Origin of the sequence: Rheinheimera texasensis DSM 17496 (assembly GCF_000711985.1) — a bacterium.
GTDB lineage: Bacteria > Pseudomonadota > Gammaproteobacteria > Enterobacterales > Alteromonadaceae > Pararheinheimera > Pararheinheimera texasensis.
The window spans coordinates 419,161-434,662 of sequence record NZ_JONU01000008.1 but is presented as its reverse complement, the minus strand read 5'-3'; the positions used below and the strand labels follow the sequence as shown (position 1 = coordinate 434,662).

At 51.5% G+C, this 15,502-nt stretch carries 17 protein-coding genes; 1 reads left to right on the top strand and 16 read right to left on the bottom strand.

All coding sequences use genetic code 11. The features are described from left to right. The 16 genes from Q399_RS0107870 to trmJ all read right to left on the bottom strand — a co-directional run bounded on the left by Q399_RS0107870 (position 1) and on the right by trmJ (position 14,435). Positions 1-1,077 carry a RodZ domain-containing protein gene (locus Q399_RS0107870; protein ID WP_031567479.1) on the bottom strand — a complete coding sequence of 359 codons (1,077 nt, stop codon included), beginning with the start codon at positions 1,075-1,077 and terminating at the stop codon, positions 1-3. After that, positions 1,074-2,522, bottom strand: a complete 1,449-nt coding sequence (pilW, locus tag Q399_RS0107865; RefSeq protein ID WP_031567476.1) for a type IV pilus biogenesis/stability protein PilW — start codon at positions 2,520-2,522, stop codon at positions 1,074-1,076. Before pilW ends, Q399_RS0107870 begins: the two co-directional genes overlap by 4 nt. Positions 2,523-2,546: 24 nt before the next feature. Beyond that, positions 2,547-3,674, bottom strand: coding sequence for a dual-specificity RNA methyltransferase RlmN (gene rlmN / locus Q399_RS0107860; protein WP_031567474.1), 1,128 nt, complete (start codon positions 3,672-3,674; stop codon positions 2,547-2,549). A 214-nt stretch (positions 3,675-3,888) separates the two neighbouring features. After that, positions 3,889-4,320 (bottom strand): nucleoside-diphosphate kinase, encoded by a 432-nt coding sequence (ndk, locus tag Q399_RS0107855; RefSeq protein WP_031567472.1) that lies wholly within the window; start codon positions 4,318-4,320, stop codon positions 3,889-3,891. 274 nt (positions 4,321-4,594) lie between these two features. Then, a complete protein-coding gene (locus tag Q399_RS0107845) occupies positions 4,595-5,008 on the bottom strand; it encodes a hypothetical protein (protein ID WP_031567469.1) in 414 nt (137 codons plus the stop codon). Positions 5,009-5,022: 14 nt separating this feature from the next. Next, positions 5,023-6,096, bottom strand: a complete 1,074-nt coding sequence (locus Q399_RS0107840; RefSeq protein ID WP_031567466.1) for a porin family protein — start codon at positions 6,094-6,096, stop codon at positions 5,023-5,025. A 44-nt stretch (positions 6,097-6,140) separates the two neighbouring features. Then, positions 6,141-7,268: a porin family protein gene (locus tag Q399_RS0107835; protein WP_031567464.1), complete on the bottom strand. Its 1,128-nt coding sequence runs from the start codon at positions 7,266-7,268 to the stop codon at positions 6,141-6,143. A 228-nt stretch (positions 7,269-7,496) separates the two neighbouring features. Continuing rightward, on the bottom strand, positions 7,497-7,835 hold the full coding sequence (gene fdx, locus Q399_RS0107830) for an ISC system 2Fe-2S type ferredoxin (protein WP_031567462.1): 339 nt from the start codon (positions 7,833-7,835) through the stop codon (positions 7,497-7,499). Position 7,836: 1 nt separating this feature from the next. Then, positions 7,837-9,693, bottom strand: a complete 1,857-nt coding sequence (gene hscA, locus Q399_RS0107825) for a Fe-S protein assembly chaperone HscA (protein ID WP_031567459.1) — start codon at positions 9,691-9,693, stop codon at positions 7,837-7,839. A 5-nt stretch (positions 9,694-9,698) separates the two neighbouring features. Beyond that, positions 9,699-10,223: a co-chaperone HscB gene (gene hscB, locus Q399_RS0107820; protein WP_031567456.1), complete on the bottom strand. Its 525-nt coding sequence runs from the start codon at positions 10,221-10,223 to the stop codon at positions 9,699-9,701. A gap of 35 nt (positions 10,224-10,258) precedes the next feature. After that, positions 10,259-10,582 (bottom strand): iron-sulfur cluster assembly protein IscA, encoded by a 324-nt coding sequence (gene iscA / locus Q399_RS0107815; RefSeq protein WP_031567453.1) that lies wholly within the window; start codon positions 10,580-10,582, stop codon positions 10,259-10,261. A 5-nt stretch (positions 10,583-10,587) separates the two neighbouring features. Next, entirely contained in the window at positions 10,588-10,971 is a 384-nt protein-coding gene (gene iscU, locus Q399_RS0107810; protein WP_031567451.1) for a Fe-S cluster assembly scaffold IscU, read from the bottom strand. A 44-nt stretch (positions 10,972-11,015) separates the two neighbouring features. Then, positions 11,016-12,230, bottom strand: a complete 1,215-nt coding sequence (locus tag Q399_RS0107805; RefSeq protein WP_031567449.1) for an IscS subfamily cysteine desulfurase — start codon at positions 12,228-12,230, stop codon at positions 11,016-11,018. Positions 12,231-12,249: 19 nt separating this feature from the next. After that, entirely contained in the window at positions 12,250-12,732 is a 483-nt protein-coding gene (gene iscR / locus Q399_RS0107800; RefSeq protein WP_031567447.1) for a Fe-S cluster assembly transcriptional regulator IscR, read from the bottom strand. 140 nt (positions 12,733-12,872) lie between these two features. Then, positions 12,873-13,682, bottom strand: a complete 810-nt coding sequence (gene cysE, locus Q399_RS0107795; RefSeq protein ID WP_031567445.1) for a serine O-acetyltransferase — start codon at positions 13,680-13,682, stop codon at positions 12,873-12,875. A 15-nt stretch (positions 13,683-13,697) separates the two neighbouring features. Then, the gene (gene trmJ, locus Q399_RS0107790) at positions 13,698-14,435 is read right to left on the bottom strand and encodes a tRNA (cytosine(32)/uridine(32)-2'-O)-methyltransferase TrmJ (protein WP_031567443.1); all 738 of its coding nucleotides are present in this window, start codon (positions 14,433-14,435) and stop codon (positions 13,698-13,700) included. Between the two features lie 226 nt (positions 14,436-14,661). Between trmJ and Q399_RS0107785 the strand changes: the two genes are divergently transcribed. Further along, complete coding sequence (locus Q399_RS0107785; protein WP_031567441.1) at positions 14,662-15,495, top strand: class I SAM-dependent methyltransferase; 834 nt, start codon at positions 14,662-14,664, stop codon at positions 15,493-15,495. Positions 15,496-15,502 lie beyond the last annotated feature (7 nt).

Sequence of the window (15,502 nt, the reverse complement as noted above, 5' to 3'; positions counted from 1 at the left end):
TTATTCGGACCCGGTTAATGTCAGGCGCACGACCTGACCTTGCTTATAGCCTGATAAATCAAGAGTTTTCCCACTGAGTGACGCAGTCACTGCCATGGGATCACCGAAAGTAACCTGCAATGGCGCAGCCCCTGTTAACGTCAGACTCTGTCCACCATTTTGCATACTGTACGCGAGGCGTTTGCCACTGCCATCTGTCACGGCAACCCAACACTGTGCGCTGAATTGCAGCTGTAAAGTCAGCGTGCCGGCGGCTGTGACTTCGGGCTGTAAACCAGTTGGCTCTGCTGAAGTCTCTGTCGTGCTGGCAGGGCCAGCGCTGTTCGCGCCTGCATTTGCCAGTTCGCCGGCTGCTGCAACAGGCGCGACCGCAGCGTCTGTCACAGTAACAGGCGCCGTGGCCATTGACTGCGTCTCTGGCACTGGCTGATTGCTGTTTGCATCAACCACCACAGCTGAGTCTGCGGGAGGTAGGTCTGCGCTCGCCACAGATTGTTGCGGGTCGTTTAACACGGACGTGGTCACAGCCGGCCCGGTCATCTCATTGGTTACAACCGTCTCAGCCGCCGGAGTTGACAATACAGAGTCTGACGGCTTAATCACAACAGCAGTTTGCGCTGGTTGTGAGCGTAACACTGTGTTGTCAGATTCCGGCAGCATCGCCACCGGCTGTTCATTCAGCATATGCGTCTGCCAAAACCAAATCAGAAACAAACCAATCAGCAACACCAGCAAGAAATAAGTCGCCAGCATAAAGCGGCTTTCAGCGGCGTCCCGGCTGGCCTTATTTGAAAAGCTGTGCATCGTCGCGCTGACCTGTGGCAGTGTCGCCAGTTGCTGGTCAAACTTTGCCAGCAGGTCGGCTTCATTCAGTTTCAGCAAACGCACATAGTGGCGCAAATAACCACGGATAAAAGTCGGTGCTACCTGCGGGTCGAACTGACCGCTCTCGAGCTGCCGGATCACCACAGCTTTCAGATTCAGCTGCGCAGCAGCCTGCTCCAGGCTCAGACCCAATGCTTCCCGACGTTGACGCAGCAATGCGCCGGCATCAGCGAAACCGACCGCCGACGTCATAAACCGGTCTCCGCCGGGTCATGCAACAGAATCGTCTGACCCGGGTTCAGTGCAGCATCTGCCGGCAATTGATTCCATGCCGCCAGTTGCGCCAGCTCAAGGTTAAATTTGTAGGCAATGCTGAATAAGGTATCGCCATCCAACGTCTGATATTCACGCGGAATTTGCTGTGCGTCGGACAAACGCAGCACCTGGCCGGCTTTTAAATCCCCCGGGTCCGCGAGTTGATTCAGGCGCTGTAATTCAGAAACACTGAGGCGATATTTACTGGCAATGCGAAACAGCGTCTCGCCATATTGTACTTGGTGCGTGGCTGGCGTCTGCGCTGAGGTTTCAGTGGTCGCTGTACCGGCTGTTGTTCCGGTCAGCCCGGCCGCTACGGCAGAACCTGGCTGAGCAGCAGAAACTGGGACGGCGCTGGTCTCAGGGACTATATTGGCAGTGCCAACTGAAGCTGCTGCAGACATCGCAGGTTCAGGCGTTCGCTCCATCAGCTGTGGCCCGGTCTCAGCACTTAAACCAAAAGCTTCGGATTCAGGCGTTAGGCCGGTTTTACGCTTGACTACTTTGATTTTGGGGGTTGCTGCCGGTTTAGCCACCAGATCCGCCGGCTCCAGCCCCAGCAAACTGGCTTTATATTGCTGACGTAATTTTTCTGGTGCTGAGGCACTGAAATCGGCCGACAGCATCCAGGCAGTTTCCGGCGCGGTCGGATACACAGACAACATAAATTTTTCGGTGGTTTGTTGCTCGGTTTTGTCATCAAGCTGATAGGCAATCATGTAACGCAATAAAGTCGCCTGTGGTGAAACCTGCCCAAGCTCCTGCAAGCGTTTTTGCCAAATCCGCGCTTTTTCCAAATCTCCTTTGGCATAGTTCAGCACTGACAGGTTGTAGACGATGGAATGTTTTACACCGTTGTGGCGCAAAGCCTGTTCCAGATATTGCTGATACTTGCCAAAGTCTTTACGGCCTAACGCACAAAGCGCCAGGTTTTCATAACTGTCGGCCACGCGGATATAACCGGGGCGTTTTACTGCAGCCAGCAGCAACTCTTCAGCTTCTTCAAACTTATTGATTTGGCACAAAAAAGCGCCGAAGTTGTTATAAGTGTCGGCGTTGTTGTGGTCTTTGCGCAGCGCATCGCGGTAGGCGTCTTCAGCCTGGTCAAACTCGCCAACCTGCTGGTAATAATACGCCAGCGCGTTATCGACTTCCGGCATGTCCGGCGCCAGCTCACGGGCTTTTTCCAGATTAAAACGGGCTTGTGAAGTTTCGCCGCGTTGCAGGTAGTTCAACCCCAGCGACAAGCGGGTGCGGGCAATCTGTTTGTTGTCGGTCGGACGTTCTCCGGGAACTTTGCTGTCGACAATAGTTGACTCAGAGACGCAACCAAACAGCAGCGTACTACAGAGTCCAATACCAGCAAGCCAACTAAAACGCATAACTGATTGCCTGTCCTTGTCTTTTCAGACCATTTTTACTGAAATTTCCTCACCTTTCATCTGTTTTTTCACCAGACGTTTGGTGCGATCGATGACGTCACCGACCAGCTGACCACAGGCAGCATCAATATCGTCGCCGCGGGTCTTGCGCACTATGACAGTAAAGCCATATTCCTGCAGAACTTTATTAAAGCGATCGATGCGGGAATTGCTGGAACGTTTATAAGGTGACCCCGGATAAGGGTTAAACGGGATCAGGTTGATTTTCGACGGGGTATCTTTCAGTGCTTTGGCCAGTTCATGCGCCTGGTCCATGCTGTCGTTGATGCCTTCGAGCATCACATATTCAACCGTCACTTTATCGTTGGCACGCGAACCATCAACATAACGTTTGGCTGCGGCGAGGAACTCTTCCATCGGATATTTTTTGTTAACCGGCACCAGCTCATCACGCAGCGTATTATTCGGCGCGTGCAGCGAAATCGCCAACGCCACATCGATTTTGTCTTTAAGCAGGTCCAATGCCGGCACCACACCAGAGGTGGATAAAGTGACGCGGCGTTTGGACAGACCAAAACCATAGTCTTCCATCATCAGCTCCATCGCCGGCACCACGTTATTGAGGTTCAGCAGTGGCTCGCCCATGCCCATCATTACCACGTTAGTGACTGGTTTCTCACCGGTGTCGCCATAACTCCCGATGATTTGGCCGACGCGCCAGACCTGTCCGATAATTTCGGACACCGTCAGATTGCGGTTAAAGCCTTGCTGCGCAGTGGAACAGAATGAACAATCAAGCGCACAACCGACCTGAGAAGACACACATAAAGTGCGGCGGTCTTTTTCCGGGATCCAGACCGTCTCCACTTCCTGACCGCCTTTAAGACCCATCACAAATTTGATAGTGCCGTCCGCGCTGTCCTGACGCGTCACAACCACCGGTGCTTCGATCACCGAATAACGTTTCAGTTTTTCGCGTAACACTTTGTTGATATTTGTCATTTTGTCGAAATCATCAACACAGAAGTGATAAATCCATTTCATCAGCTGGTCGGCGCGAAAGGCTTTTTCCCCTAATGACACCAAAAATTCTTTCATCTGATCACGGGTCAGATCGAGTAAATTGATTTTCTGTTCAGGGGTTTGGCTCATGGTTCACTCCGATGGCAGCGTTGCTGCAATCTAACTTGCTGGATATATCGCGGCGATTTGGTCTGCCATCTGCAATCAGTCTTGGCTTATGACAGACAAAATCGTCTCTGGTTCTTTGGCTCTCGCCAGATCAGGCAAAAAGGGGCATCAGCCCCTTCTGCTCTGTTGCAATGGTTCAGTCTGGCCAAAAGACCAAACTGACGCCTTCATGCAATTAACGGGTACGACCACAAACTTCAGCATCGCTGAAGAAGTAAGCGATTTCACGGGCAGCTGAAGCAGCAGCGTCAGAACCGTGTACCGCGTTTTCGTCGATGCTGGCAGCGTAGTCAGCACGTAAAGTACCGGCTGTTGCATCTTTTGGATTGGTAGCGCCCATGATTTCGCGGTTTTTACGCACTGCGTCTTCACCTTCCAGCACCTGGATCATCACCGGGCCTGAAGTCATGAAAGAAACCAGTGCATTGAAGAATGGACGCTCTTTGTGTTCTGCGTAGAAACCTTCAGCCTGTTCACGGCTCAGGTGCAGCATTTTAGCAGCAACGATACGCAGACCTGCAGATTCGAAACGGTTGTAGATTGCACCGATCAGGTTTTTTGCGACTGCATCTGGTTTGATGATTGAAAAAGTACGTTCTAAAGCCATGTCAGACTCCCTTAAAAATAACGGTTGAAAATTTAGCGGTCGCGAATTATACGCGATCAGTTCAGCCTTGCCTATGCTTTCCGTCACGGCGAATTTTCAGCATAAAAGGACTCAAAACAGGCTGCCCAAACATTGTGACTTTTTGCCGGTCAGACAACGAGACCAGCGCCGGCTCGCAGCCCAGCCAACAAGGTGAAGCGAGAAAGGCACTAGTTACAAAAACAGAGAAACCGGCCACAGCCGGTTTCTCGCACCAAATCAGTTATCAGATTTATTAAAACTTACCAACCACTTTAACCGACGCATCTACCGAAGCTGCGTCGATATAACCAATTGCAGAAGCGTCTGCAGCAACAGCCGCTTTGACATCGGCATCAGAGCCCAGCTCTTTTGGTGGCGTGCCTTTACCGGTAAATACCAGTTTTGACCAATAAGCTTTCATCTGACTGGACGATTTACCTAACACCTTACTGTCAAACTCGGCACGGGCCGGCGCACTTTCCGCCAGATTTAATGGCGTGGCTTTACTACCATTGCTGAAGGTTGTACCGCGTCCGGTAAACAAACGGCTGATCTCAGCCTGGTCCAGGCTGGCGGCATTGGATGGATGCACCACCACAGCCACCTCAGCTGTGGCAACAGCCGACGATAAAACCAATGGAATAGCTACAAATTTCAACCAGTTCATGGTTTTCTCCACTCTTAGAATACTAAATCAATGCCGAAGGTAATGGCTTTGCTGTCACCAGCGACCATCTGGCCGTTAATCCCGTCATCGGTGACGTCGTCGTATTGCACCTTAAATGCGGCAGAACTATGAAAATCCCAGCGTGCACCGACGCTGGCCGTACTGTGCATTTCAGATTCAGAATCGAAGTCCGCAAAGGAGACAAAAGGCGTCCACTGACCAATCCGATAGCCGGCGGATAACAGATAGGTGTCGAAATCACCGCCATCGAGCGTCAGACGGTTAAATTCGGTCAGCACCACCCAATTGTTGTAATCGACGTTCGCTGAGACGCCGGCAAACTTACCGCGACGCGAATCATCACCGTCCCATGTCACTTGCACGCCATTGCGGTAACGCTCATTCTGATAGGTCATGTACGTAAAACGCAGGTCCAGCCAGTCGCGGTTCAGACTCAGCACGCCGCCGACGATGTTTTTCCAGATCTCGCGAATAGGTTGCGAGCCGAAAAACTCTGATAGCAGTTTGTTTTCGGTATCGTCTTCCCGACCGGTATAAATATTCCCGGACACAGTCCAATCGTTGACCTGATAGTTAAACTGCGCATTGACACCGTTGTAGTTAAAGATTTGCCAGGTGTAGTTGTCGGCTGCGGGCCGGATCCACAGATAGGCATAGCTGACATCAAAGAAATCGGAATAATAATACAGTGGCAAGCGTTTTTTACCGGCCTGTAAGGTCCAGTGCTCATTCAGCACATAAGACAAATAGGCCCATTCAAACTCGGCATTAAAATCGTCAGCACCGCGACCAACCAGCTGGGCAGTCGCTGACAGACCTTCGGTCAGATCGGCGCTGATTTGCAGACCATATTTTGAATCTGGCTTAAAGCTCCAGTCTTCTTCATAAAAACCGACGATCGGATAGTTAGCCAGAAAGGTGGGCTCCAGGCCAAATTCCGGCACGCCTTCACCGCTCAGCACCTTGCCGCCAACGACGGATGCAAACCCGGAGATATCTACTTCTGCGACGGAGCTGGTGCTGACCAGCGCAGTACACAAAGCTAACGCGACTAAAGACTTCTTCATAGAGACGTTCCTCCAATCAATGTTGCTGCCCCAGGGCGACAGCTTTAAAATACCAGGTCGACACCCATTGTCAGCAGACGGTCTTTGTCCAGGGTGTAGTTATCCTTTGCCGAACTCAGCTGCAGTTTAAAAGCTGCGGACGGATGGAAATCGTAGCGGAGGCCAAAACTCCAGGTGTCGCGATCTGCCAGCTGACTTTCAACAACGCCGGCGACTGTCGCTAACAGTGGCACTTGTGGCGGGATAACTTTGTAAATCGCAGACTTACTGGTGTCATCATCTTTTTCGTAGGAAATGTATGGTGTAACCGTATCAAAACGCCGACCGACTGAAACGAAATAGGCGTCGCGGTCCGCCATATAGGAATTCTTCACTTTCACGTTGGTATATTCAGTGACGGCAACCCAGTTATTGCGATCGTAACTAAGGCCAAAACCGAAGAAAGTCCCTTCATCTTCGTTGAAATCAATTTCGCGGGCGACTGCGCCAAAACCAAAAGTATTCAACGCATTAAACAGCGGGGTAAAGGCAGTTGCATTGATGGTGACATCAGCCATGAAATAAGCGATGCGGGCACTTAACCAGTCATTCGACAATTCCCACGAACCGCCACTGATGTCCTGAACTTTACTGCGGGATAAAGCGCCACTGACGGAGATATCACCTTCATATGCACCATACACCAGTTGAATATTGGAAGTCATGTCAGCGATTGAGGTGGAGTGATATAACGAGATACCGTCCATCGTATCAAACTCGACGTCGTAGACAGCACGAGGGGTGCGGGCCCAGTCAAAGGCATAACCAACATCGAGGTAATCAGAATATTTGTAGAAAGGAATACGGAAACGGCCGGCATTGAGACGTAAATCGTCGTTCAGCTGATAACTCAAAAATGCCCAGGCAAATTCAGCGTCAAAATCATTCGCACCTTTTGCCATCAGCTGCGCTGTTACTGATAATTTATCGCCCAGATCAGATGACAGCTGGACGGCAAATAAGGATTCGTTTTTAAATTCGATATCATTGGTATAGCCATAAAGCGTATCGTCATTGCCGGTCGTCAAACCACCTTTCACCGACGCAAAGCCGTTAATTTTCACTTCTGCCATTGCAGCAGAGGATATTAAACAAGCAGCAGAAACGCACAATCCGATCAGGGTCTTTTTCATTCAAACAATCTCCAGACTTACAGCGATATTTTTCAACCAGCTTAGTTCACCGAAGTAAAAAAACCAGAAAATTCAGAACTATAAATTTAAGTTCCATCAAAGACGAAAATTTTTTTTGCGGACTTTATATGAGAAATCAGAGGCTTACAAGAATCATCTGCTGCATGGACAAAAAAGCCTGCAACAGCAGGCTTTTTTAGGATAAAAACAGGGAAAATGTACCGAAAATCAATGACCTTCGCTGACCATGTTGATAGTGTACTTCGGAATTTCTACCACCAAATCTGCATCGCTGACACGCGCCTGACAGCCTAAACGCGACTCAGGCTCCAGCCCCCAGGCTTTGTCGAGCATATCTTCTTCCAGCTCGTCACTTTCATTCAAAGAATAAAAGCCTTCGCGGACCACAACATGGCAAGTGGTACAAGCGCAGGACTTTTCGCAGGCATGTTCAATCGAAATGCCGTTTTTCAGCGCCACATCGAGGATAGTCTCGCCGGCCTTGGCCTCTAACGCTGCGCCTTCCGGACATAATTCGGGATGCGGCAGAAAAATAATCTGGGGCATATCAGACCTCGTCGACTTTATGACCCTGCAGCGCCAGCCGGATGGACATATCCATGCGCCGCGCAGCAAAATCGTCGGTTAAATGATTAGTGTGTTCAATCGCTGCTTTGATAGCGGCAGTATCTTCGCCGGCCGCCAGTTGCTGCAACTGATGTAATGACTGTTCAATGTGCTGTAGTTCAGCCGACGACAACAGATGCGCATCGGCACTTAAAGCGGCACTGACAGCTTCATAGACGCGGTTGGCTTCAACCTGCTGCTCACGCAATAAACGCAGCTGCATATCTTGTTTGGCGTATAACATCGAATTTTGGATCATCTGCGCAACCTGATCATTGCTCAGGCCATAAGATGGTTTCACTTCAATCGATGCGCTGACGCCACTGGATTTTTCCTGCGCTGTGACACTCAGCAACCCGTCCGCATCGACCTGAAAGGTCACACGGATATGCGCGCCGCCGGCGGCCATCGGCGGAATGCCGGTTAAATCAAAGCGCGCTAATGAGCGACAGTCGGCAACACCTTCACGTTCGCCTTGCAGCACATGAATGGCCATCGCAGTCTGACCGTCTTTAAAAGTGGTGAATTCCTGCGCCCGCGCGACCGGAATCACGGTATTACGCGGAATGATTTTTTCAACCAGTCCGCCCATAGTCTCCAGACCCAGCGACAGCGGAATGACGTCCAGCAGCAAAGTGTCGCTGTCCGATTTATTACCGACCAGCACGTTGGCCTGAATCGCAGCACCAATGGCGACTACTTTGTCCGGGTCAATTGAGGTTAATGGTTCAGTGTCAAACAGTTCAGCCACCGCCTGACGCACCAGCGGTACCCGGGTCGAACCACCAACCATCACCACTTTGGCAACGTCTGCGACATCCAGGCTGGCATCACGCAGCGTCTGTTTGCAGGCGCGCAAAGTGCGGCGAACCAACGGCTGGACCAGGTCATCAAATTCGCTGCGGCTTAAACTGAAAGTGGTAGCAACCCCTGCAACATCCAGCTGATAGCTATAGCTGTCGGCGCTGCTTAATGCTTCTTTGATTTGACGCGACAGTTGTAATAACTGGCGTAACTGCTGATGACTCAGTTCGTTCAAACCAGCTTGTTGTTTCAAATGCAGCAGAATTTGCTGGTCAAAATCGTCACCGCCCAGTGCCGAATCACCGCCAGTTGCTAAGACTTCAAACACACCACGGCTTAAGCGCAGAATAGAAATATCAAAAGTGCCACCGCCCAAGTCATATACGGCTATCACGCCTTCCTGACCAGAATCCAGGCCATACGCCAGCGCCGCGGCAGTCGGTTCATTCAATAACCGCAGCACATTCAGGCCAGCCAGCCGTGCGGCGTCTTTAGTCGCCTGACGCTGCGCATCATCAAAATAAGCCGGCACAGTAATAACCACACCGATCAGCTCACCGCCGAGCGTCTGACTGGCGGTATCGGCTAATGTCGCCAAAATCTCCGCTGACACTTCAACCGGGTTTTTCACTCCGGCGACGGTACCCAGCGCGACTAAACCTTGTTGGTCCACCAGTTCGTAAGGCAACTCAGCGGCATGCGCCAGCGTTTCCTGATAACCGCGGCCCATCAGGCGTTTCACCGAAATAATCGTATTGTGCGGGTCCAGCGCTGCATCAGCCAGTGCTGCTTTACCGACGATGACTTTATCTGCGGTATAACGCACCACAGATGGCACCATATCGTCGCCCTGAGCATTTTGCAGCGTCTTGGCTTCGCCGCTGCGCACGGTTGCGACTAATGAATTGGTAGTGCCGAGGTCGATGCCGGCTGCGAGTTTATGTTGATGCGGGGCGGCGGTTTGGCCGGGTTCAGCAATTTGTAATAAGGCCATGGCGGTCAGTCTTGTGTCTGCTGTGCGATAAACTCAAGTTCTTGCTCGAGTTTAAAGAAAAATTTGAGTTTGCGGATTATATCAGCCGCCGCTAAATCGTGCTCGTGTGTGTTGCTGCCAAGCGCAGCACTGAGGCTGGCGAGCAATTGCTTTTTCTGCACGCGGATTTGTCGCTCAGCGTCGTCAATCAATGCATCGGGATCGGCAGCATGCGGTATCTCACCTAGGAGCTCTCGCAGTTCCATTTGCTGTATTAAAAACGCAGTATCGGTAAAACTGCGTTGCTCAGCGCTGATTTTCACGCCGCGTAAAGCCAGCAAATGTTCGGCGCGCAGCAAAGGTTGTTTCAGGCTGTGGTAACCGTCGTTAATATTGGCGGCCTGTTGTACCGCAAGCATGCGGTCACGCTCAGAGGCGCTGGCAAAATTATCCGGGTGGAATTGCTTTTGCAGCGCCAGATACCGGGTGCCCAACTCGGTCAAATCCACATCAAACTGCGCAGGCAGCTGAAACAGCTGGAAATAATTCATTTAGGGCACCAATTTGCAACTAACCGGCATTGCACTTAAACCGTGAAGCTCTCGCCACAACCACACTCGCCATTGACGTTCGGGTTATTGAACTGAAAACCTTCATTTAAGCCTTCTTTGACAAAATCCAGCTGAGTGCCATCGATATACACCAGGCTTTTGCCATCGACGATGATTTTTAAATCGTCTTGTTCGAACACCTGATCATCGTCATTCAGCTCATCAACAAATTCCAGCACATAAGCCAGACCAGAACAGCCGGTGGTTTTGACGCCCACCCGCAGCCCGACGCCTTTGCCGCGATTTGTCAGAAAACTACGCACCCGCTCAGCGGCTGCGCTGGTCATGGTAATAGCCATGGCGCTTAACCTCCGTGACGTTGCTTATAATCCGCAATCGCCGCTTTGATCGCGTCTTCCGCCAGAATCGAACAGTGAATTTTCACTGGTGGCAACGCCAGTTCTTGTGCGATGTCGGTATTTTTGATCTGGGCAGCTTCGTCCAGACTTTTGCCTTTGACCCATTCAGTCACCAGGCTACTTGATGCAATAGCGCTGCCGCAGCCGTAGGTTTTGAACTTGGCATCTTCGATAATGCCCTGGTCATTGACCTTGATTTGCAGTTTCATCACGTCGCCGCACGCCGGTGCGCCGACCATGCCGGTGGCTACAGTCGGGTCATCTTTGGCAAATGCGCCGACATTGCGCGGGTTTTCGTAGTGATCGATAACTTTGTTGCTGTATGCCATGATCTTTACCTCAATGCAGGTTGGGTTTGCGCCCCGCCCTGTGCTTAGTGAGCCACCCAGGCCACTGTATTTAAATCAACACCGTCTTTGTACATGTCCCACAGCGGCGACATTTCGCGTAATTTCGCGATGGCTTCGTGCACAATTTTGATGGTGTGGTCAATTTGTTCCGCCGTGGTGAAACGGCCGATACTGAAACGGATTGAGCTGTGGGCCAGTTCATCAGAAAGTCCCAGCGCCCGCAGTACATAGGAAGGTTCCAGACTTGCTGAAGTACAGGCAGAACCAGAAGACACCGCGATGTCTTTCAGCGCCATAATCAGTGATTCGCCTTCGACATAGTTAAAGCTGATATTGGTAATGCCCGGCACCCGGTGCGTGGCATCGCCATTTAAGAACACCTGTTCGATGTCTTTAATACCGTCCCACAGGCGCTGACGCAGCGTGGCAAAACGTTGATTTTCTTCAGCCATTTCCAGCTTCGCGATGCGGAAAGCTTCGCCCATACCAACGATTTGGTGGGTCGGCAGAGTACCTGAACGCATACCACGCTCATGACCACCACCGTGGGTTTGCGCTTCTAAACGAATACGTGGTTTACGACGCACGTACAGCGCGCCAATGCCTTTTGGACCGTAAATTTTGTGGGCTGAAAACGACATCAGGTCGATTTTCAGTGTCTGCAGGTCGATATCGACTTTGCCGGCCGCTTGTGCAGAATCGACATGGAAAATAGTGCCGTTGGCACGGCATAACTCACCAATGGCAGCCACGTCCTGCACGACACCGATTTCATTGTTGACCATCATCACGCTGACGACTGTGGTATCAGGGCGTAACGCAGCTTTGAATTTTTCCAGATCTAACAAGCCGTTGGCTTCTACATCGAGATAAGTCACTTCAAAACCTTCGCGCTCCAACGCCCGCATGGTGTCCAATACGGCTTTGTGTTCGGTGCGCAGGGTGATCAGGTGCTTACCTTTTTTATGATAAAACTGTGCAGCGCCCTTGATGGCCAGGTTGTTTGATTCTGTCGCGCCAGAGGTAAATACGATTTCGCGCGGGTCAGCATTGACCAGTTCTGCAATCTGACTACGTGCCACTTCAACGGCTTCTTCAGCTTGCCAACCAAAGCGGTGTGAGCGCGATGCAGGGTTACCAAAATCACCGTCCATCGTCAGGTATTGCATCATTTTTTCTGCGACCCGTGGGTCAACCGGCGTTGTCGCGGCGTAATCTAAATAAATCGGTAACTTCATGCTTGGCTCCGTCTGAAGTCTACAACTGGCAATTGACTTCAATTTCGCTGATTGGGTGTTTTAACTGGCGGCTGTCCTGCCGCTTGGCCACGCTCTGAATTTCGTGCTGGCTGACCAGCTCGCCCAGCGTGATCCGGGTCAAAAAGTCCTCGATGCGATGGCTTAAATCGCTCCATAAACTGTGGGTCAGACACTTGGCGCCGCCCTGACAGTCGGATTTTCCCTGACAGCGTGTCGCATCGACAGATTCGTCGACCGCGCTAATCACTTCCGAAACGCTGATTTGTTCTGCTGGTTTGCCCAACTGATAACCGCCGCCGGGTCCGCGCACACTGCTGACCAGACCCTGTTTACGCAGGCGGGCAAATAATTGTTCAAGATATGATAATGAAATTTCCTGGCGGACTGAAATGTCAGCCAGAGGTACCGGCCCTGCGGCTGCGTGCAGCGCCACATCCAGCATTGCGGTGACGGCATAACGCCCTTTCGAGGTAAGTCGCATCTGAACTCCGGAGTCCGGTCAAGGAATGGCGCCGATTGTACATTCCTGACTGATTTAGTCAAGTATTAATCCGACTAATTTAGTCAGGTATTATCAAGTTCTGGCCTGTTTCATCCACAGTCATTTTGCCGGTTTTACCGCTAAATTGTCGGGTCAAACTCGTCCAGTTGCTTCTTACGCTGCTCGGCGGCAACCCGCTCCGCTTCCCGAAACGCTTCATCATCAATATCCATCGTTGGCACTGCGCTGCAGACGTTGCCACCGAGCTGATTCACACTCTGGCACAGCTCCGCGACTTTATTATCCAAGCAATGGATATGGTCCAGCATCCGGCCAATGGCATTCGCGACCGGATCCGGGTTATCGCTGGCGACCGCATAAGCATCAAAGCCGAATTTTTTCGCCAGCTGCTGGCGCTCGGCGGTGACTTCAGCGCCCTGTTTCGCGACGATCCGCCCCGGAATACCCACCACTGTGGCGCCTGGCGGTACATCTTTCACCACCACAGCATTGGAGCCGATGCGGGCATTTTCGCCGACGTACAAAGGCCCGAGAATTTTTGCGCCGGCGCCGATGACCACGTTATTACCCAGTGTTGGGTGACGTTTGCCCGGATTCCAGCTGGTACCACCTAAAGTTACGCCGTGATACAAGGTGACGTCGTCACCGATTTCGGCGGTTTCACCAATCACCACACCCATGCCATGGTCGATAAAAAAACGCCGGCCGATTTTGGCACCCGGGTGAATTTCAACACCGGTCAACCAGCGTGCGATAGTGCTCAAAAAACGCGCTAACCATTTAAAATTGGCTTGCCACAGCTGATGATTCATCCGGTGCCACCAAATGGCGTGTAAACCCGGATAGTTGGTCAGCACTTCGATAAAGTTACGTGCCGCCGGGTCACGCTCAAATACGCTTTTGATGTCTTCTCTGATACCTGCAAACATGAGCGGGTCCTTGTCTTAATCGTCTTGCCGGTGTTGCCGGCCAAAGCGCTGCACAGAAGTTAAAATGCCGCGCAGAATATTCAGTTCTGTCTCATCCGGCCGTGCCCGGCTGAAGAGCCGGCGTAGTTTGATCATAATGTGACCAGGATGCTGACGGATGATAAAACCGGTTTGATCCAGTGTGGTTTCCAGATGCTGGTAAAACCCTTCCAGCTGTTCAGCTGTCGGATATTTTTCCGGCACATCGGCAGGTGGCAGCGTTTGCGCACCCAGCAGCGCCATGCGGATTTCATAACTGACCACCTGCACCGCCATCGCCAGATTCAGCGAGGTGTAGTCAGCGTTCGTTGGAATACACAGATGGAAATTGCACTGGCGTAATTCTTCGTTAGACAAGCCATTACTTTCGCGGCCAAACACAATAGCCACCGGCCCTTGCGCCACTTCCGCCGCTACTTTTAAGCCACACTGACGCGGATCCAGCACTGCAATATCATGGCTTTTTGGCTTGTGACTGGTGCCGACCACTAATGGACAATCGGCGATAGCTTCAGCAAGCGTCACGACAGTGCGGGCATTGGCCAGTACATCACTGGCGCCGGCCGACAAGGCATAAGCCTGACCATCCACTTCAGTTTTTGGCGACACCAGCACCAGTTGTGACAGGCCCATCGTTTTCATTGCCCGCGCCACAGAGCCAATATTGCCGCTGTGAGTGGTTTCAATGAGGACGATACGGATCTGTGCAAACATGGGTGAAAAGTCCGGCTACGGCCACGCCAGATGAAAAGGCATAGCAATTTCAAAAAGAGCGGCATTTTAGCATAAGGAATTCACTGATGGGCAGGAAAAAAAGATGTCTGGCCATCTAAAAGTGCGGTTGTAGTCCAGCGAGCGGCATCTGACGTATTTGCCACTGCAAAGCGTTGATGGCTTTGCTAGAATAGCGCCCGTTTTCCTCACAATAAGGATAGATCGCATGAAAGCTTTGACTTCGCTCGTGGTTATTTCCAGTTTGTTTGCCCTCTCTTCGTTCTCTGTCACTGCCAATACCGTGGATACTGCCGCCATTCAGGCCGCGGTCGACAATCCGGTGCGCAGTGCCACTAATAAAGCCCGTGACCAGTATCGCCATCCGGTGGAAACTCTGAGTTTCTTTGGTGTCACGCCACAAAGTACTGTGGTTGAAATTTCTCCTGGCGGTGGCTGGTACACTGAAATCCTGGCACCGCTGCTGCAGCAACAAGGTAAATATTATGCTGCGCATCAACCAAAGGATGCCAAATCTGAATACGCGCAAAAGAGCCGCGCCGATTATCTGGCAAAACTCGCTGCTAACCCGGTCTACAGCAAAGTTGAAGTGACTGAGTTCTCTGCCGCCGGTGGCAAACAAATCGCACCAGCCGCCAGCGCAGATGTGGTGGTGACGTTCCGCAACCTGCACAACTGGTATATGGCCAAAGGCGATGAAAGCCTGTTGACTGCCTTTAAATCTTTCCATACCGCGTTAAAACCAGGTGGTGTGCTTGGCGTGGTGGAACACCGCCTGCCAGAAAGCAAACTGAACACCGATTGGCAGAAATCCGGTTATATGCCGCAAAGTCTGGTGATTAAACTGGCTGAACAGGCTGGTTTTGTGCTGGAAGGCAGCAGTGAAGTGAACGCCAATCCGAAAGATACCGCTGATCATCCTGGCGGCGTCTGGGCGTTGCCACCGACTTACACCAACAAAGAGCAAGATAAAGCCAAATATCAGGCCATTGGTGAAAGCGACCGTATGACCCTCAAATTCCGTAAACCTGCAACTAAATAAGTGGATA